The organism is Streptomyces sp. NPDC001204, from assembly GCF_053598035.1.
Window position 1 is genome coordinate 63,521 of sequence record NZ_JBSFJL010000034.1, and the last position, 18,181, is coordinate 81,701.

The window sequence follows — 18,181 nt, forward strand, 5'->3', positions numbered from 1 at the left end:
AAACCGGCTGACACGTCCGGGCCGCATCGGCCAGGTGTTCTCCTTGCTGCCAGCGCCCTTTGGCCGAGCCTTCGCCGAGGACGGGTTCAGGCTCGACCTGGTCGGGGTTTCCGGCGTTGGCGGTGCCCAACGCGGGTGTCGCCGCCTCGCTCGGCTACGAGGACGGGCAGACTCCGGCCGAGGAGATGTCCGCGGTCTCCCGGATCGTGAAGTGCGGGACACGCCCAGGAGAGCGGCTAGCGCAAGCCGTCGAACACGCGGCCGTCCTCGGCCGAGGTCAGGCTGCCTGAGGTGCCGTGGTCGGGGACCGGGAGCCGAGGACGTCATCGCCGCACAGGTCCTGCACCCAGGTGGTCCGGTAGACGGTCTCCAGGTACCGCTCACCCAGATCCGGGGCGATGGCCACAGCGGTCAACTCCCGTCCCTCCCGTCGAGCCAGCCAGGCCATCGCGCCGCTGACCACCGTCCCGGTGGAACCCCCGAACAGAAACCCACGCCTGGCCAGCCGGTGACAGGCCCGGATGGTGTCGGCCTCTTCGACGCGCACCACATCGTCGACATAGGACTCGTCCAGCAGCGGGGGGCGGATGCTGGTGCCCAACCCGGGAATCATCCGGCGACCAGGGACGCCTCCGAAGGTCACCGAGCCGATGGTGTCGACGGCCACGACGCGTACCGGCCGGTGCCACGTGCGGAAGTAGCGCGCGCAGCCCATCAGGGTCCCGGTGGTGCCGGCCCCGACGAACAGCACGTCCAGGTCCGGGAACTGCCGGGCGATGGCCGGGGCGGTCCGTTGGTAGTGGGCCATGCTGTTGCTGGGGTTGGCGTACTGGTTGAGCCACACATAGCGCTCGTCGCAGGCGCACAGCGCCTGGACGTGATCGATGCGCGCGCCGAGGAGCCCGCCGACGGGGTCGGGCTCGGTGATGACGTGGACCTGGCTGCCCAAGGCCTCCATCATCATCCTCGTCGCAAGGTTGCAGCGGGAGTCGGTCACGCACAGAAACCGATATCCCTTGTTGGCCGCGACCACGCTCAGGGCCACGCCCAGGTTGCCCGAGGACGACTCGACCAGAACCGAGTCCGGCGTCAGCAGTCCGTCGCGTTCGGCACTCTCGACCATTTCGACGGCGGCCTTGACCTTGATCGAGCCGGCGAAATTGAATCCCTCGCATTTGAGGAACAACGGGTACTCGAAGATTCCCTCGAGGTCGACGTAGAGATCGTCCTCGTTGAAGGCCTGGGGGGCGGATATGACAGGCATGTCGTCTCCTCGCGACTACAGGAGGTCTCCCTGTAGCCGATCCGTCTCTGTGTCGTACAGGGAGAAATTCGGCGGCGAGCGGCGACTCGCCGGAATGCCTCCAGTACGCCCAAATCTGAGCAGTCGTGTCATGCCGCCGAAATTCGGGACTTGACACGCGCCCTGTGCGCCCGTATACGGCGCGACGGGATCCGGTTGTCGCGCCACCGGGATCAATGACCGCTTTCCAAGCCCGATCACCATCGGTTGGCGCCCTGTCTCCTGCCCCGCAGTCCCCACCCGTAAAGCGCCGTACGGGACGGTGGCGTGCGATGCAATTGCCGGGCGATTCACCCGTGGATTGATCGCGTGCCGTGCAACGCGGGCGCGAGCAGCGCGACGTGTGCAGAGATCAAGGGGCCACAGTGCGGCGAGCGCGAAGTGGCTCATTATCAATGCCAGACTTCGATGTCAAGCCCCGAAATTCAGGGACAGGACAGGAACTCTCCGGACGGGCCTACTGAAGAGGCCGGGCGTCACGAATCCGTACACGCTGAGGAAACGTCCTCGAGGAGTTCTTGTGCTAGACAAAATGACGGACGCAATTGCGGCTGATCCGGCTGACATCTCGACCTTCCAGGACGACAGGGCGGCCGGTTCGGCGACCGGCACCGAGAGGCTTCTGGCTGAGGTGCTGGCCGGCGTCGTAGGTGTGGAGCAGGTACCGCCCCACAGTCACTTCTTCAATGACCTGGGCGCAGATTCCCTGGTGATGGCGCAGTTTTGTGCGCGGGTGAGGAAGCGGGAGGACCTGCCGGCGGTGTCGATGAAGGACATCTACCGGTATCCCACCATCCGGAGCCTCGCCGTCGCGCTCTCCGACGCCGCGCCCGCTCCCGTCCCGTCCCCGTATTCGCTCGTGGACGCGTCGGCGCCGGCGCAGACTTCGGTCGCGCGGACGCCTGCCGGTGCAAGGGCTCCGGCCGCCACCGTGCGATACATCTTCTGCGGAATGCTGCAGTCCCTGTTCTTCCTGGGCTATTCCCTGCTCACCGCCTTCGCCGCCGCCGCAAGCTACGCATGGATCTCCGCTGGCTCGGGTCTGTTCGACCTCTACCTGCGATCGGTTCTGTGCGCCGGCGCGGGTTTCCTGGGGCTGTGCGCCTTCCCGATCGTGGCGAAATGGACACTCATCGGCCGCTGGCGAGCAGGCGAGTTCCCCCTGTGGGGCATGGAGTATCTGCGCTTCTGGGTCGTCAAGACCCTGATCCGCACAAGTCCCCTGCGGCTGTTCATCGGCTCACCGCTTTACGTGCTCTATCTCAGGGCGCTCGGCGCGCGGATCGGCAGGGGCGTCACGATCCTCACCCGTACGATCCCGGTCTGCGCCGACCTGCTCACCATCGGTGACGGTACGGTCATCCGCAAGGACGTGCTGCTGTCCTGCTACCGCGCCCACGGCGGGCTGATCCAGACCGGCCGCGTCACGCTCGGCAGCAATGTGCTCATCAGCGAGCACACGGTCCTCGACATCGGAACCGAGATGGGCGACGGCGCCCAACTGGGCCACGCCTCCTCCCTGCACCGCGGCCAGGTGGTGCCGGCCGGCGAACGCTGGCACGGCTCGCCGGCGCAGCCGAGCGACGTGGACTACGGGAGGGTCGGCCCAGCCGACTGCCCCACCCGCAAGAGGGCCGCGTACGGTGTTCTGCAACTGCTGAGTCTGCTGGTGCTGTGGCTGCCGCTGACGACGGGCGCCGTGAGCGCCCTGCTGGCCGGCGTCCCGCTGCTTCACCCGCTTCTGAACCCCCGGCCGATGGCCAGCCCGGCGTTCTTCGTCGATGCCCTGATCGTCTCCTCGGCGGTGCTCTGCGGCTCGACGCTCGGCGGCCTCCTGGTCCTGGGCACCGTGCCGCGTGTCCTCAACAGGGCCATCAAGCCTGGCAAGGTCTATCCGCTGTACGGCCTCCAATACGGCATCCAGCGGGTGATCACGCTGATGACCAACAGGAAGTTCTTCGCCACGCTCTTCGGCGACAGCTCCGGCATCGTCCACTACCTGCGCTACCTCGGATACGACCTGTCCCGCATCGAGCAGACCGGGTCGAACTTCGGCACCGAGGTACAGCACGACAACCCGTACCTGAGCTCTGTCGGCACCGGCACCATGATCGCCGACGGTCTGTCCCTCATGAACGCCGACTTCTCCAGCACTTCCTTCCGCGTGTCCCGCGCGTCGATCGGGCCCCGGAACTTCCTCGGGAACCGCGTCGCCTACCCCTCACAGGGCAAGACCGGAGACAACTGCCTGCTCGCCACGAAAGTCATGGTCCCCACCGATGGTCCGGTGCGTGAAGGCGTGGGCCTGCTGGGCTCACCCAGCTTCGAGATACCGCGCACAGTGCTGCGGGACAACAGGTTCAACCATCTGCGGACCGGCGATGAGCTGCGCCGCCGCCTGGCCGCCAAGAACAGGCACAATGCCGCAACCGCCGGCCTGTACCTGCTGGCGAGGTGGAGCCACCTCTTCGTGATCACCCTTGTCACCATGGGCGCGGCCAACCTCTATCCCGCGCTCGGTGCACCGGCGATCGCCCTGGCCACCGTCCTCACCTTCACGTTCACCATCGTCCACTTCGCGCTGATCGAACGGGCCTCCACCGGCTTCAAAGCGCAGCAGCCGCTGTACTGCTCGATCTATGAGCCCCCCTTCTGGCACCACGAACGCTTTTGGAAGATGGCGTCGGTCGACTACATCCAGGTCTTCAACGGCACCCCCTTCAAGAACGTCATCTGGCGGCTCCTGGGGGCCCGGATCGGCAAACGGGTCTTCGACGACGGCTGCTTCCTCCCGGAGCGCACCCTCGTCACCATCGGCGACGACAGCACGCTCAACGCCGGGACCGTGATCCAGTGCCACTCACAGGAGGACGGCGCCTTCAAGTCCGACCGCAGCGCCCTCGGCAGCGGTTGCACCCTCGGGGTCGGCGCCTTCGTCCACTACGGCGTGACGATCGGCGACGGCGCCGTGCTTGCCCCTGACTCCTTCCTCATGAAGGGCGAGGAAATCCCCCCGCACGCCAAGTGGGCGGGCAACCCGGCCCAGGACACGCCGGGCAACGAAATCCCCCTCGAGGACCGCCCGGAAGCCGACGCCGCCCACGCCGCCCGAGCCCATGGCAACTGACACCGCGACACCAGCCACAAGCACAGGAGACGAACCGATGGCAACGCACCCGAACCCCACCCGAAACGGTCTGGAGTATTGGCGGGACGTACTGACAACCGGCGGATTCACCCCCGTGCCACGCTGGACCCTCCACCCGGTGCCCGGCGTGAGCCAGTACGAGACACAAGTCCCCGAAGGCATCGTCACCGGGCTGTGCCGGCTGGCCGACGAACTGGCGATACCGCTTGACTCGCTTCTGCTGGCGACGCACGCCAAGGTGCTCGCGGCGCTGTCAGCTGAGGAGCAGATCACCACCGGCTACGTCACCCACGGCGGCAACCTCCTGCCCTGCCGGCTCACCACCGCACCCGCCTCATGGAGGGAACTGCTGCGCACCACCCACCAGGCGACCACTGAACTGCTGACGCACCAGGATGTTCCGGCCTCGGACATCGACCATCTCAGGCGCGAACTGGGCCTGATCGGGCCGTTGTTCGAGACCGTTCTCGATCCCACCACAATCGACGGGGACCTCGCCGGGGACACCACGCTGCGGGTGGGCATCCGGCCCCACAACGGCCGACTCATGCTGCGACTGCGTTACCGCACCGACAGGCTCGACGCCGACAGCGCCGCCCGCATCGCCGGTTATCACGTGACCGCGCTTGCGCTGATCACCGCCGACCCCGATGCCGAACACGCGTGCCAGAGCCTGCTGTCCGATGAGGAAGTGCGCTTCCAGCTCGACCGACTGGCCGGACCGACAAGGGAGTTGCCGAGCGCGAGGGTACATGAACTGTTCGAGGACCGGGTGCGGATGCACCCGGATGCCATCGCGGCCGTTCACGCCGACCGGCAGTGGACCTATGCGGAGCTCAACGCCCGGGCAAACCTGCTGGCCCGCGCCCTCGCAGGCCGCGGACTCGCCCGCGAGGATGTCGTCGCGGTGGTGACCGGACGCAACTTGGACTGGCTCGCCGCCGTCCTGGCGGTCTTCAAATCCGGAGGCGCCTACCTCCCCATCGAGCCGCACTTCCCGGCCGAACGCATCGCTGCCATCCTCTCCCGCGCCGATTGCACCCTGGTGCTGACCGAACCGGGCAGCACCACCACCCTCGACCAGGCACTCGAGTCCCGGCCCGGCATCGAGAGGCTCTTCGTCGAGGCGGCCTACGAAGAAACCCACGCGGACGACGATCTCGGCATCCACGTCACGCCCGACCAACTGGCATACATCTACTTCACCTCCGGCTCGACCGGTGAGCCGAAAGGCGCGATGTGCGAACACGCCGGCCTGCTCAACCACCTCTACGCCAAGATCGACGACCTCCGGATCGGCGAGGGGCAGGTGGTCGCCCAGACCGCGCCACAGTGCTTCGACATCTCCCTGTGGCAGTTGCTGTGCGCCCTGCTGACCGGTGGGCGAACCCTGCTGGTCGAACAGGAGGCCATCCTCGACGTCCCCCGATTCCTCGACACCGTCACCGAGGGCAGGGCCACCGTCCTGCAGCTCGTGCCCTCCTACCTCGAAGCCGTCCTGACCGAGCTCGAACAGCGCCCCCGGGCACTGCCCGACCTGCGATACCTGTCGGTCACCGGGGAGGCACTGAAGAAGGAGATCGCCGAGCGCTGGTTCACCGCTCAGCCCCGAATCGCGCTGGTCAACGCCTACGGGCTCACCGAGACCTCGGACGACACCAACCACGACGTCATGCACCGAGCGCCGGAACGCATCCTGCTCGGCCGCCCGGTCAACAACGTGCGCATCTACGTCGTTGACGAACACCTCGCACCAGTGCCGCTGGGCGCCCCGGGCGTGATCGCGTTCTCCGGGGTCTGTGTCGGCCGTGGATACATCAACGATCCCGAACGCACGCGAGCGGCCTACCTGGCCGATCCGCAACGCGCCGGCACACGGCTCTATCTCGGTGGTGACTACGGGCGCTGGCATCCTTCGGGGAAACTGGAGTTCCTCGGCCGTCGCGACGCCCAGGTCAAGATCCGCGGGTTCCGGATCGAGATCGGCGAGATCGAGAACGCGCTGCTCCGCCTCCCCGGTATCCGCGACGGCGCGGTGGTGGTGGCCGAACGCGCCGATCAGAGCAAGCATCTGGTCGCCTTCTACTCCGCCGTGAAGCCCGTCGACCCCGGGACCCTCAACGACCTGCTGGGCGCGTCTCTGCCCACCTACATGGTCCCGGCGGCCTTCCACTGGCGCGCGAGCCTGCCGCTGACCGCCAACAGCAAGATCGACAAGAAAGCACTGACGGCGCTCGCCGCACAACTCGCGACCAGCGAGCACGACCACGAGGCGCCGGCCACACCGACCGAGCAGCGGTTGGCGGCCGCCTGGGGGCACGTCCTCGGCGTGCCCCAGGACCACATCGGACGCCGCGACCACTTCTTCGACCGCGGCGGCACCTCCCTCTCGGCGGTGAAACTCGCCGTGGCCCTGGACCGCGCCGTGGCCCCCAAGGACGTCATCGCACACCCGGTCCTCAACGACCTCGCTGCCCTGGTCGACAACCGACGCGAACGCCACGCAACCGGACCAATGACCTCTCTTTGAACCGCATCGAAAGGAACAGCACCATGTCATACGCGACACCGGTGTCCCTCCCCAACGTGGAGCTGAATCCCGGCAAACCGCCGATCCTGCACGTGGACACCGCCGATGCTGCACCAGCCTGGGCAGCGGAACACCACCGCGCACTGCGCACCCTGGTCACCGAACACGGCGCGGTCCTCATCCGTGGCCTGCATCTGCGCGACGCGGAGCGGGCCGGCGACGCCCTCTACCGCCTGGCCCCGGCCCTGATGACCGACAAGGAATCCTTCGCCCCCCGCCGTACCTACACACCGGGTGTGTACTCCTCCTCCGCATGGCCGCCGAACCAGCCGATGTGTATGCACCACGAACTCAGCTACACACTCCAGCCCCCCGGCCTCATGCTGTTCGCGTGCCTGACCGCACCCACGACCGGCGGAGCCACCGCCGTCGCCGACGCCGCCGCCGTCCTGGAAGCACTGCCCACCGATCTGGTCCACCGCTTCGAACAAGAAGGCTGGCTGCTCTCCCGCACCTACAACGACGAGATCGGCGCCTCCTACGGCGAGGCCTTCGGCACCGATGACCGCAGGGCCATCGAGGACTACTGCCGCACAGCCGGTATCGAATTCGACTGGCAACCCGACGGCAGCCTGCGCACCCGCCAGCTCCGCCCCGCCGTGACGGCCCACCCGGTCACCGGCCGCCGCTGCTGGTTCAACCAGATCGCCTTCCTCAACGAATGGACGATCGATCCCGAGATCCGCGATTACCTCATCGACGTCCACGGCGCCGAGTCGCTGCCGTTCAACACCCGCTTCGGGGGCGGCGACACCATCGGCCCGGACATCATTCAGCTCCTCAACGACACCTACGCCGCCCACACCGCCCGCGAACCGTGGCGGGCCGGCGACCTCATGCTCGTCGACAATGTGCGCACCGCTCACAGCAGGGAGGCATTCCAAGGACCACGTGAGGTGCTTGTCGCCATGGCCGAGCCGCTGAGCCCGGTCCCATGCCCGCCGACCGGCGAGATGAGCGCCGGATGACCACCGTCCGTTCCACGGCTATGGAGCCCGTCATGTCCCAGCCGCACACCGTGCCCCCGTTCGCAGTGATCTCCGGCGCCCAGGTCGAGCACGCCCTGCAGGGCAGGGAAGCGCAGATCGTGGACCTCATCGAGGCCACCTACCGGCTGCACGCCGCAGGGGAGTCGGTCAATCCTCCCTCCTACTTCCTGCGTTTCCCCGACCGACCCACCTCCCGGATCATCGCGCTGCCCGCCTCGATCGGCGGACAGGCGCAGGTGGACGGGCTCAAATGGATCTCCAGTTTCCCCGACAACGTCCAGGCCGGCATCCCCAGGGCGTCCGCCGTCCTGATCCTCAACGATCACGACACCGGCTACCCCTTCGCCTGTCTGGAAAGCTCCATCATCAGCGCCACCAGAACCGCCGCATCCGCAGCGCTGGCCGCCGACCGCCTCACCCGCAACCGGCAACGCCCCACCCGCATCGGGTTCTTCGGTACGGGCCTGATCGCCCGCTACATCCACACCTTCCTGACTGCCGTGGGCTGGTCCTTCGACGAGATCGGTGTCCATGACCTGTCCCACCGCAGCGCAGCGGGGTTCCGAGACTACCTCCAGCAGACCGGCAGCGCCGCACGGATCACCGCGCAGGGCAGCCCCGAGGACCTCGTCCGTTCCAGCGACCTCGTCGTGTTCGCCACCGTTGCGGCCGAGCCACATGTCAGGGACCCGGCCTGGTTCCACCACAACCCACTGGTTCTGCATCTGTCCCTGCGCGACCTGGCGCCGGAGATCATCCTCGCCTCGACCAACATCGTCGACGACGTCGAACACTGCCTCAAAGCCGACACCTCCCCGCACCTGGCCGAGCAGCTCATCGGCAACCGCGGCTTCCTGCACGGCACTCTCGCCGACGTCATGAGCGGACGAGTAACGCCCCCCTCGGGCCGGCCTGTGGTCTTCTCGCCGTTCGGCCTCGGAGTACTCGACCTCGCTGTCGGCAAATACGTCTACGACGAGACGGCCCGCTCCGGAGAGCTCAATGTGATCGAGGACTTCTTCCACGACCTGCGCCAGCACGGGTGACCGGCCCACAGCACCCCGTGGGTCCGCCGGGACGACTGCCCCGTCTCGCTCGGGTACGCGGATCAGGCAAGGCAGCAGTTGGGGCCTGCTCTGCGTCCGGATCACAATGTGCGTGTTGGAAGCAGTTGTCCTTCCGGACGTACTGCGTTTTCGCTGGCGGGGCATAGGGCTGGCGATCTGGTGGGAGTGACGGCTTGTCATGTCGTCGCTGCCTGCGGGGTCGTGGATGCCGTCGGTGGTCGGGCTGCTGGAACAGCGCGAGCTGAGTGCTCGCCGTCGGGTGGATGAGCTGCGGGAGGAGCCCGACGGTATCCAGGCCGAGCCGGCCGTGGCCGATCGGGAATGGCAGGAGTCAGCCGCCTTCCGAGGTGGGTGTCGTACCCGCCGCCGCGGGTGCGAGCCTGCCGAAGACGACGACTACGCCGACGGACCGGCACCCTTCTCGGAGGCAGCGTCAGATCCGGCCTCCGGACGTACGACGTCAGCGGGAGTGGCCGAGTTGGGCGAGGGCCTGGTCCAGCATGTCGACGAAGAAGTCCACCGCGGTGGCGTCGATGCACAACGGCGGCTTGATCTTCAGGATGTTGAGGTGGTCGCCGGTGGGCTGGACGATTACGCCGAGGTCGAGCATGCGGTCGCAGAGTTCGGCGGTCTCTTCCGTGGCGGGTTCCAAGGTGACGCGGTCCCGGACGAGTTCGAGGCCGAGGTAGAGGCCCGAGCCGTGGACGGCGCCGATGATGCCGTAGCGGTCGGCCAGTGCCTCAAGCCGGCTCTTCAGACGGCCGCCGACGCGCACCGCATTGCCCTGGAGATCCTCATCGCGCAGGGTGTCCAGGACGGTGAGGCCCACGATGCTGGAGACCGGACTGCCACCGGTGGAGGAGAAGAAGTAACCCTGGTCGCGGTACCGGTCCGCAACCGACTTGGACGTGATGACGGCGCCGAGGGGGTGCCCGTTGCCCATGGCCTTGGCGACACAGACGACGTCAGGGACGACCTGCTGCTGCTCGAAGCCCCAGAACCAGTGTCCCAGGCGGCCGTAGCCGACCTGGACCTCATCGGCGACGGCCAGACCGCCGTGGCGGCGGACCGCCGCGTACACCTCGGCGAGGTAGCCGTCGGGCAGGGCCACTCCACCGGCGTTGCCGTAGAAGGTCTCGCTGAGGAAGGCTCCTGCCGGGCGACCGGAGGCGGCCAGCTCGTCGATCACCGCGGCGGCCTCGGGCCCGTAGCACACCGCATCTGCCCCGCGGTGCAGGCCACGATAGGAATTGGGCGAGTCCACCGTGTGGACCCAACTCGGCCGGGTTGCCAGGGCGTTCGGATTGTCCTGGAGTGAGGTGGAGACCGCGTCGGAGGCGTAGGTCCAGCCGTGGTACGCCTCTCGCAGTGCGACGACGTCGTGCTGTCCGGAGGCGCCGATGGCCAGCCGCAGGCCCAGATCCACCGCCTCGGAACCGGAGTTGACCAGGAACACCGTGTCCAGGGGCTCGGGCAGCAGGGCGGCGAGGCGTTCGGTGAACTCCACCACCGAGGCGTAGTGGAATCGCGAGTTGGTGTTGAGTCGTCGCAACTGCCGGGAGACCGCCTGCTCGACGCGGGGGTGCGCGTGGCCCAGCGGGGTGACGTTGTTGACGATGTCGAGGTAGGAGCGGCCGTCGGTGGAGAGCAGATGGTGGCGCCAGCCACGCTCGATGCGGGGAGGTTCGGCGTAGTAGTGCTCCTGCACGGTCGCGAGCACGGCGTCACGTCGGTCGAGCAGGTCCCTGTCCTGCGCACGGCCGGCGGCCCGGAGACCGATGAGCGGGGCGGGGTCTGCGGTGAGCGCGAGCCAGCCGGCGGCGTATTCGGGGCGTACCGACGGAGGGACGGAAGGGCTGTCGGCGTTGCGCAGCGAAAGGTGGAGTGGGGTTCCGGTGGGGAGATGGGCGAGGTCCTCGCCCGCCTGGACCGCCGAGCCGGTGGAAACCACTGGGTGAACCGTGCGGGGGAAGGACAACGTCAGCGCCTGCGGGCCGTAGGTGATCTCCACACGACCCGGTGCCGTGGCGAGGACCTTCCCCGCGGCGGGGGCCTGCGCCACGGCAGGCCGGCCGAGCCACAGGTCGATGCCGGTGGGAACCGTGGGAGCGGAAACGGCTGACAGTGCCGGGGCCTGAGTGAGCCGTGGATGCGCGTACGGGGTGGCCACCGCGGCTGCTCCGTCCGCGAGTGCGGAGGCCGAGAGCCAGTCCTCGGTGCCGGCTTCGAGCCAGGCTCCGTGGTCCATGGAGTCGGCGCCGGTGGACAGGTCGAGGAGAGTGATGTCGTCGGCGGCGAGGCCGCGCAGCAGCAAGTGCGCCGGTGAATCGGCGCGGGCAGGCACGTCGGCCAGGCCGAGCGCGTCCTTGATGAGGTGGATCATCACTGGAAGGGGCAGGCGGGTGGCCTGCTCGAATATGTGCCACTCGCGGTCGAGCGCGGCCTTGGCGTAGGCGTTGTCCTCGTCGACGGCGGCCTGGTGCCGCCCGCTGGCGACCAGGCCGGCCGCGCGCAGGACCACGAGCGGCCACAACGCTTCCGCCTCCTCCTGGGAGAGCGGCCGAATGGCGTGGAAGGCCCGGACGGCGGGCAGCACGTGATGGGGCTCGACCCCGTCGTGGTGGAGCATCGAGGAGAGCGACACGGCGAGTTCGCCGACTGCCCAGCTCGTGGTCACGTCACCGAAGTCGATGACCCCGTCGGGCATGGGCAGGCGGCCGTCGGGAGAACGGATGAGGTTGTCGTCGGTGAGGTCCAGGTGGACCGCCTGAGACGGAAGCGCGGCGGCAAGCGTCTGGACCCGCGCCCAGGCGTCGGCGGTCGCGGCCTGAACGGCGGTGCGCCGGTCGGGCTCGTCGATGTGCTCCGCGAGCTTGGCGACGACGCGGTCGGCGTGCCGCAGGTCCCACTGGAGAACGCGTTTGAGGCCAGGGTGGTGGAAGTCCCGCAGGGCGGTGCTGACCTTTCCGCCGATCGTGCCCATGGCCGCCACCGCGTTCGGGGACAGGTGCCGTGGTCCCGAGAGCGGACCGCCGGGCAGGTATCGCATCAGCCGCGCGATGGCCGGCCCGCTCGCGGTGTCCACCGTCGTGCACTGCGGTGAACCGTCGGGGCGGCGCAGGACGGTGGCGATGCGCAGTTCTGGGTGAGCCGCAGCGATCAGGTCGGCGGCGGTGTCCTGGGCCTCGATCTCCGTAGGGCCGAAGGCAGGGTTGGCGATCTTCAGAATGGCCAAGGCCGTGCCATCGTCGCCGTGCAGCAGGAAGTTGGCGTCCTGCTGGCTTCCCAGCGCCTCCGCACGCACGCCGACGCCAAGGTGTCGGGTGCCGATCCGCTCGGCCTGAGCCAGTGTCACCTGGGGTGCGGGGAGAGCGCCTTGGGCGAAGAAGTCGATGGTGCGGTACTCGTCGTGCGGCATGCGGGATTCCTCGGCTGGTGGGTGGAGCGTGGTGTGGGCAGGCCCGGCGCGGATGCTCGGACGTCTCTAGTCGACTTCCCACAAGAAGCGGTGGGTGTGAATCGCGAAGTAGGGGAAGGTCTCCACCGATGTGACGCCCTTGATGGCCCGTACGACGTCGTTGATGAAGTCCAGAAGATCACCAGGGCGACTGCGTACGACCTCGGCGAACAGGTCATAGCGGCCAGAGGTCAGGACCGTGTACACGACTTCGTCATGCCGGGACAATTCATCGGCCACCGCGCGGGAATCGCTTTCGACGCGCAGGCCGAGGAGCGCCACCGTCTGCTGGCCCATGGTCATCGGGTCGGTCACCCCGACGATCTGGACCGTCTTGGTGTCGATCAATCGCTGCAGCCGGTGCCTTGCCGCCGAGGGCGACAGTCCCACCTTCGGCCCCAGCTCGGTGTAGGGGATGCGACCGTCGACCTGCAGCTCCCGCAGGATGGCGCGGTCGATGTCGTCCAAGAAGGGCCCCCTCACTCGCGTGAATAGCAAGTCATGTAGTCGTTTCAAGCACAATGACGGATGTCCTCGCTCGAATCAAGTGTTCTGACGACAGAATCGAGCGAATCCTGGCTCGCAGGCTCTCCGCGCACGCCGAAGCCCTGTTGGGTTCCCGGCCATGCCGACTGACCAAGCCGACGCCGGCGGGTCATCGGTTTCCGTCTATGCCGCAGCAAGGTGAGCCCCCATCCGGGCACACCGTGGGTTGCCTGTCCCTGCAGAACAGCGCCATAGACAGTCCGCTCCCACGCTTCCGTGACACCCGCGGAATGCCGTTTGGGGCGGGCCGCCACGAAGATCAAGCTCATACCCGGGTCCGTCGTGTCGGGGGTTCAGGACCGGTGGGCAGTGGCGGGAGATGCCGCAGGAGTTCGGTGCCTGGTCGACCGTCCACAACGGCTTGCGGCAGTGGTGTGACGCCACCGTCTTCGAGGCCCTGCTGGAGGGCGGCCTGATCGCAGAAGCCGCGATGCGGGGTGAGGTGGACCTGTCCCTGGTCGGCATCGACCCCACCATCGCGCCCGCTCATCACGACGCTGCCGGGATGCACCTGGGCGAGGACGTCCTCGGGTTACTGGAGAGGGCTGCAGCCGAGATGGAGAAGGCCAGGTCAAAAGGGACAGCCTTGCAGAACCAGACGCGCAGGGCGCCGATATCGATCCCGAGCGGGAGGAGCGGCGACGCATCCGGCGTCGGCGAAAACTCCGGCTGAAGGTCGCCCTCCTGGGACGCGCCAGGGGCGGGCAGACCAGCAAGGTTCGTCTCGCGGCAGAGCGTAATTGCCGGCCGCTGGCGCCCCTGGCCGTCGGTCAGCGCGCGGACAGTCCGCAGTTCGTCCCCGTGCTGGGGAAGATACGCGTCCGTAGCACCGTTGCTCGCCCAGCACCGGACCGGACGCGGTCGCCGGGGGACAAGGCCATTTTTCCCGCGGCAACCGGGCCTACCTGCGCAGACGTGGCACCAGGGCGGTGATGCCGGAGAAGAGGGACCGGGCTCGGGCTGCCAACCGGAAGAAGAAGGGCTCCGGGGGCGGTCGGCCCGTCAGCCACGACGCCGACCTCTACAAGGAGAGGAACACCGTCCGCGCCTGATCAGCAGGCTCAAGGCCCGGCGAGGCGTCGCCACCCGATACGACAGGACCCCAGGCAGCTACCTCGCCGCCCTCCACCTGCGTGCCTCGATGATCTGGATCAAAGACCTCACACGGACCCCCACTGACCACGACTTGTTCTGGGCTCCCAACCGGTCGTAGAACCTGATCGCGTCCGTGTTCCAGGGCGGGGTCTGCCACTGGACTTGTCCGAACAGCAGGATCTCCAGCCGCCGAGCCAAGTCCGTGGGCGGAGGCGCCGCTCTCTCGTGGGCGCCATGCTCGGCTGCCAGTTGGGCCACACCAGGAAGATCAGCAACGCGTGCGCGTCGCACCCGGGCCACTCCGGCGCCGGTCACCGTACCTCGCCCTCCAGCACATCGCCGCTCCAGGCCACGAGCCGCTCCTCGACCGAACCGTGGCTGTCGAGCACGTGACGGGTGACGGCATCTCGTTCGTGCGCAAGGACCGCCGCCTCCCACACGCACGGGGCGAGGCCCGTTCGGCCGGGCCGGAGTTGAGTGGCATCGCCGACCGGACCGGTGAAGATGGCGAGGTCGGACATGTAGCCCTCGATCCAGGTGTGCACCAGGATGTAGTCGCCGTCGCCACCGGCATGGATGAGCAGCACGGAGAGCCCAAGAGAACCCCGCAGATGCGCCGACGAGAGGTAATCGGCGGCGACCCGCAGCGCGGTCTGCACGTCCTCGTCCGTCACACTCCGTCCGGGCGCTTCGATCGCATAGGGCTTCACCAGGTGCCCGGCGACCGCGCGGCTGCCCAGTGGGTGCACCATGCGGGCCTGATAGTCATTGGCCAGCGCCAGCAACGCCCCCGAATCGACGGCAGTCAAAGACTGGCTGAGCTGAGATTCCGAAAGATCGGTCATACGACCATGGTGCACGCCTGCGCTATACGTCCCACAAGATCCGTCGGCCAGGGAGCTACCTCCCTGGCCTCTGCTTGCGTGCCTCGATGATCTGGATCCAAGACCTCACCCTGACCACCCGCTGATCACAGGCTGGTCTCCCGGTACGGGACACGGCGGTCTCCGGCGCGTCTTCGAGGGGACGCGCCGGAGACCGGTCGGTTTGCCGTCGTATCGGAGGGTGGCGGCGGATGTTGGATTAGCGGCGGCAGTCCCGGTGGGCGGGGTGCCAGACGCGGGTCCAGTAGCCGGCGTGTGCACGGTGGTTCCGGTCCCGGTATCCCGGGTGCCACAGCCGTGACCAGTAGCCCGCCGCTTGCACGCAGTGGCGCGACGCCGGCGGCTGGTGGTGCGACACTACCGGCGGCTGGTGGTGCTGAGGTGCCGGCTGGTGGTGCTGAGGTGCCGGCTGGTGGTGCTGAGGTGCCGGCTGGTGGTGCTGCGGTGCCGGCTGGTGGTGCTGCGGTGCCGGCTGCTGGTGGTGTTGTCCTACCGGCGGCTGTGGGTGCTGCGGTGCGGCCGATGCGGTGCCGACCGTGCCGACGGCAGCGCCCGCGGCCAGAGCCACCGTCGCTGCGCCCAGGGCCGCAGCCCTTTTCAACCCGTTGATCATGATCAGGCCTGTCTGTGCGAGTGGGGCTGACGCCCCGCCATTTTCCGGACCGGTTCGTCCGGAGACGCACTGATCCTCCACCTTGCGACACCCGCACATACTGAAAAACACCGTCTGTTACGAAATGCGGATGGATTTCTCATTCAGCTCAAATATTCATATATGTGAGTCAGGTGTAGTGCGTCACGAGCCGACTCCGTGGCGATCGGCGTGCGTCCGTGCGCCTGAGCAGGTGAAGTTCCCCCGTGTGGCTGGACAGCCTGATACTGGGACGGTCGGCCCCGGAGGAAGCAGTTCCAGGTGCCCGGGAGATCGGGGTGAGCCCGGAGGGTCCCGTCATGGTCCTACTCAGCGACGCACCCGAGGGGCTCGCAGCTCTTCATCAGCAGCCGAGTCGTCGTGAGACTCCGGGCGGCCAGGTGTATCGAGCCATCGAGGACAACCACTCCCTAGCCATACCCGGAGTCTCGGGATCTCAGGACCATACGACTGGCCTGTCCGACCTACCAACAACGTAGGACACCAGGGGACGTGACCCGTTCGTCAACGGCAGCCGGAGCACGCTTCGGCAGCCGGTCGCGGCCAGCCAGCCTCGGGGTGGACATGGGACTTGACCCGGATCTTGGGCACGGCGTATGCGGCTGAGGCCAGGGTAGTTGATGGTCTGTCGAGGGCTCTTTCGTGGTCAACTGGACTGCGGTGTCCGAGGTCGGAGTGGCGGCGCCTTGTGTTGTAGCCATGCAGCCGGTGGAACAGGTCGAGCCGGGCCTCGCGCTCGTCGGCCCAGGCCCTGGGGCCCTGGAGCGTCTCTCGTTTGCAGGCGGGGTTGAAAGATTCGGCGAGCGAGTTGTCCGCGCTGCCGCCGACCGTACTCATCGCCTGCAGGACTCCGGCCCTGCAGCAGGCGTCGGCGAACGCCCGGCTCGTGTACTACCCAATACACCAGCTGTGAATTCGCCGACGTCGTCCAGGGGTTCGGTGCCCGTCTGTTGGTCGGCCGCACGGGCCAGCGCTGGGACAACGCACTCGCCCAGTCCTTCTTCGCCACGTTGAAGCGGGAGATGCTCGGCGATCGGACGTGGCCCAGCCGGGCAGCCACCCACACCGCGATCTTCTGGAGACGGTCACCCCGACCTCCTGCAGCAGGGGCGGCGCGAACCCGCACGGATGCGTGATGACGACGTGGGTACGGCGGGCGGCGGCAGCCAGCGTGGCGTACGTCGTCAGAAGCGGCGAACCCGCCTGGTTCCGGCTAGGAAAACGTGGCGCCCCAGGTGACCGGCCCGACGATGCCGTCCACGCTCAGGCCCCTGCTCGACTGGAAGCTGCGGCAGGCGGAGTCGGAGCCCGGCCCGTACTGGCCGTCCACGGTGAGGGAGTAGCCGTGCGCGCTGTTCATCCGATACTGCCAGGTCGCCACGCTGGCGTGCACGAAGGTCGGCGGCTGGCGGAAGCTTACTCCGGGATAAGGCAAGGGGCCGCCAACGGGGTTGACCTCGCCGCTGAGTACGCGGGAGTACAGGTTGCCCGGACAGTCAGTCGCGTGGTGGTCGCGGTGGCCGGTGATCGCCTGCGCGGTGCCGCCCTGCACCCGCAGGCGGTCGATCCCGTAGCGGATGGCGTCGATCAGCCCGGCCGTGATGGTGTCGTAGTTGCTGCTGGTACCGCCAGTCAGCGCACAGACCGCGTACCAGTCGTCGTTGCCCTGCGTGGTGCCCTGGGCGGCGGTACGGACGTTCTCGCCGCGACCCTGGAAAAGGTAGCCGTGGACACAAGCGAGGTGGCTGTAGGCGACGTCCGACCAGCCGTTGGAGTCCATGTGGAAGTTCTGGATGCCCCGCACCTGGGCGGCGCAGTCGGCGTGGTTGGCCTTGGCCACCTTCACGGCGTCGACATGATGGACGGCCACGCCGCCCTGTGCCGGGGTGATGTTGCTGCTGATGCTCTTGGGTGACCGGGCGCCCCACTGGGAGCGGGTGACGAACGTGGCCATCAACTCCGCCCTCCTCGGCCCAGGGCACAACTGACGGTGGCGTTCAACGGCTCGGCGTGGGCGTTGCGCACTGCGTCGGGGCCATAGACTGCGCCGGCGTGGCGGGGGTGCGTGACGATGGCGAGCTCGCGGCTCCCCGCGGGGAGGGGGGTGGCGGCTTGCGCGGGTCCGGAACATATGACGGGCAGCGCGAGCGCGCTGCCGGCTGCCGCCAGCAGCGCGGCGCGGCGAGATGGGCCGTGGGTCAACGGTCCTCCAGTTGGGGCGCAAAGTGGGGTTCGATTGTCCGGACCTTGGCAGGTTCCCGTCAAGAACCGTGGTCCGAGTCTCCCGGCTGTCCCGCCGCGATCCCGGTGCTGCTGCATGCCCTTCTCAATCGGGCTGCCGCGGCCGAGGCCCAGCGTGTGCTCACCAACACGGGGTGCCGGTAAAAACCCTGTCATCAGCCGCAAACGGCGGTGATCTTACGGGGGACGTCACCCGTGTGTGTGAGTCC

The 18,181-nt window shown here is 67.9% G+C and carries 11 protein-coding genes and 1 pseudogene; 6 read left to right on the forward strand and 6 right to left on the reverse strand.

The features are described 5' to 3' along the window. Positions 1–277 precede the first annotated feature (277 nt). The gene (sbnA, locus tag ACWC91_RS33840) at positions 278–1,264 is read right to left on the reverse strand and encodes a 2,3-diaminopropionate biosynthesis protein SbnA (protein ID WP_225080936.1); all 987 of its coding nucleotides are present in this window, start codon (positions 1,262–1,264) and stop codon (positions 278–280) included. 571 nt (positions 1,265–1,835) lie between these two features. Here sbnA and ACWC91_RS33845 point away from each other — a divergent pair. From ACWC91_RS33845 to sbnB, 4 genes are read left to right on the forward strand one after another with little or no spacing between them, the layout of a single operon-like run. Further along, positions 1,836–4,430 carry a Pls/PosA family non-ribosomal peptide synthetase gene (locus ACWC91_RS33845; RefSeq protein WP_225080937.1) on the forward strand — a complete coding sequence of 865 codons (2,595 nt, stop codon included), beginning with the start codon at positions 1,836–1,838 and terminating at the stop codon, positions 4,428–4,430. Between the two features lie 37 nt (positions 4,431–4,467). After that, on the forward strand, positions 4,468–6,981 hold the full coding sequence (locus ACWC91_RS33850) for a non-ribosomal peptide synthetase (RefSeq protein WP_450641139.1): 2,514 nt from the start codon (positions 4,468–4,470) through the stop codon (positions 6,979–6,981). A gap of 23 nt (positions 6,982–7,004) precedes the next feature. Next, positions 7,005–8,009 (forward strand): TauD/TfdA family dioxygenase, encoded by a 1,005-nt coding sequence (locus ACWC91_RS33855; RefSeq protein WP_225080939.1) that lies wholly within the window; start codon positions 7,005–7,007, stop codon positions 8,007–8,009. After that, complete coding sequence (gene sbnB / locus ACWC91_RS33860; protein WP_450641137.1) at positions 8,006–9,076, forward strand: 2,3-diaminopropionate biosynthesis protein SbnB; 1,071 nt, start codon at positions 8,006–8,008, stop codon at positions 9,074–9,076. Before ACWC91_RS33855 ends, sbnB begins: the two co-directional genes overlap by 4 nt. A gap of 481 nt (positions 9,077–9,557) precedes the next feature. On the opposite strand, the gene ACWC91_RS33865 is transcribed toward sbnB, so the two are convergent. Both ACWC91_RS33865 and ACWC91_RS33870 read right to left on the reverse strand, forming a co-directional pair. Further along, a complete protein-coding gene (locus ACWC91_RS33865; RefSeq protein ID WP_450641136.1) occupies positions 9,558–12,515 on the reverse strand; it encodes an aminotransferase in 2,958 nt (985 codons plus the stop codon). Between the two features lie 66 nt (positions 12,516–12,581). Beyond that, positions 12,582–13,022: an Lrp/AsnC family transcriptional regulator gene (locus tag ACWC91_RS33870; protein WP_225080942.1), complete on the reverse strand. Its 441-nt coding sequence runs from the start codon at positions 13,020–13,022 to the stop codon at positions 12,582–12,584. A 325-nt stretch (positions 13,023–13,347) separates the two neighbouring features. Here ACWC91_RS33870 and ACWC91_RS33875 point away from each other — a divergent pair. Beyond that, a pseudogene (locus ACWC91_RS33875) lies at positions 13,348–14,313 on the forward strand (transposase); the annotation flags it as partial. A 193-nt stretch (positions 14,314–14,506) separates the two neighbouring features. Here ACWC91_RS33875 and ACWC91_RS33880 read toward each other — a convergent pair. Next, positions 14,507–15,040, reverse strand: coding sequence for a hypothetical protein (locus tag ACWC91_RS33880; RefSeq protein ID WP_225080944.1), 534 nt, complete (start codon positions 15,038–15,040; stop codon positions 14,507–14,509). A gap of 385 nt (positions 15,041–15,425) precedes the next feature. Between ACWC91_RS33880 and ACWC91_RS33885 the strand changes: the two genes are divergently transcribed. Next, positions 15,426–15,722 (forward strand): hypothetical protein, encoded by a 297-nt coding sequence (locus ACWC91_RS33885; RefSeq protein ID WP_450641134.1) that lies wholly within the window; start codon positions 15,426–15,428, stop codon positions 15,720–15,722. 513 nt (positions 15,723–16,235) lie between these two features. Here ACWC91_RS33885 and ACWC91_RS33890 read toward each other — a convergent pair. Together ACWC91_RS33890 and ACWC91_RS33895 are read right to left on the reverse strand one after the other, a co-directional pair. Then, a complete protein-coding gene (locus ACWC91_RS33890; RefSeq protein WP_450641146.1) occupies positions 16,236–16,577 on the reverse strand; it encodes an integrase core domain-containing protein in 342 nt (113 codons plus the stop codon). A 367-nt stretch (positions 16,578–16,944) separates the two neighbouring features. Next, a complete protein-coding gene (locus tag ACWC91_RS33895) occupies positions 16,945–17,685 on the reverse strand; it encodes a peptidoglycan recognition protein family protein (protein ID WP_450641132.1) in 741 nt (246 codons plus the stop codon). Positions 17,686–18,181 lie beyond the last annotated feature (496 nt).

Excerpts from the sequence above, each read along its gene's own strand:
- ACWC91_RS33850 (WP_450641139.1), top strand. The coding sequence starts at position 4,468 with ATGGCAACGCACCCGAACCCCACCCGAAACGGTCTGGAGTATTGGCGG.
- ACWC91_RS33845 (WP_225080937.1), top strand. The coding sequence starts at position 1,836 with ATGACGGACGCAATTGCGGCTGATCCGGCTGACATCTCGACCTTCCAG.
- sbnB (WP_450641137.1), top strand. The coding sequence starts at position 8,006 with ATGACCACCGTCCGTTCCACGGCTATGGAGCCCGTCATGTCCCAGCCG.
- sbnA (WP_225080936.1), bottom strand. The coding sequence starts at position 1,264 with ATGCCTGTCATATCCGCCCCCCAGGCCTTCAACGAGGACGATCTCTAC.
- ACWC91_RS33895 (WP_450641132.1), bottom strand. The coding sequence starts at position 17,685 with ATGGCCACGTTCGTCACCCGCTCCCAGTGGGGCGCCCGGTCACCCAAG.
- ACWC91_RS33855 (WP_225080939.1), top strand. The coding sequence starts at position 7,005 with ATGTCATACGCGACACCGGTGTCCCTCCCCAACGTGGAGCTGAATCCC.
- ACWC91_RS33865 (WP_450641136.1), bottom strand. The coding sequence starts at position 12,515 with ATGCCGCACGACGAGTACCGCACCATCGACTTCTTCGCCCAAGGCGCT.
- ACWC91_RS33880 (WP_225080944.1), bottom strand. The coding sequence starts at position 15,040 with ATGACCGATCTTTCGGAATCTCAGCTCAGCCAGTCTTTGACTGCCGTC.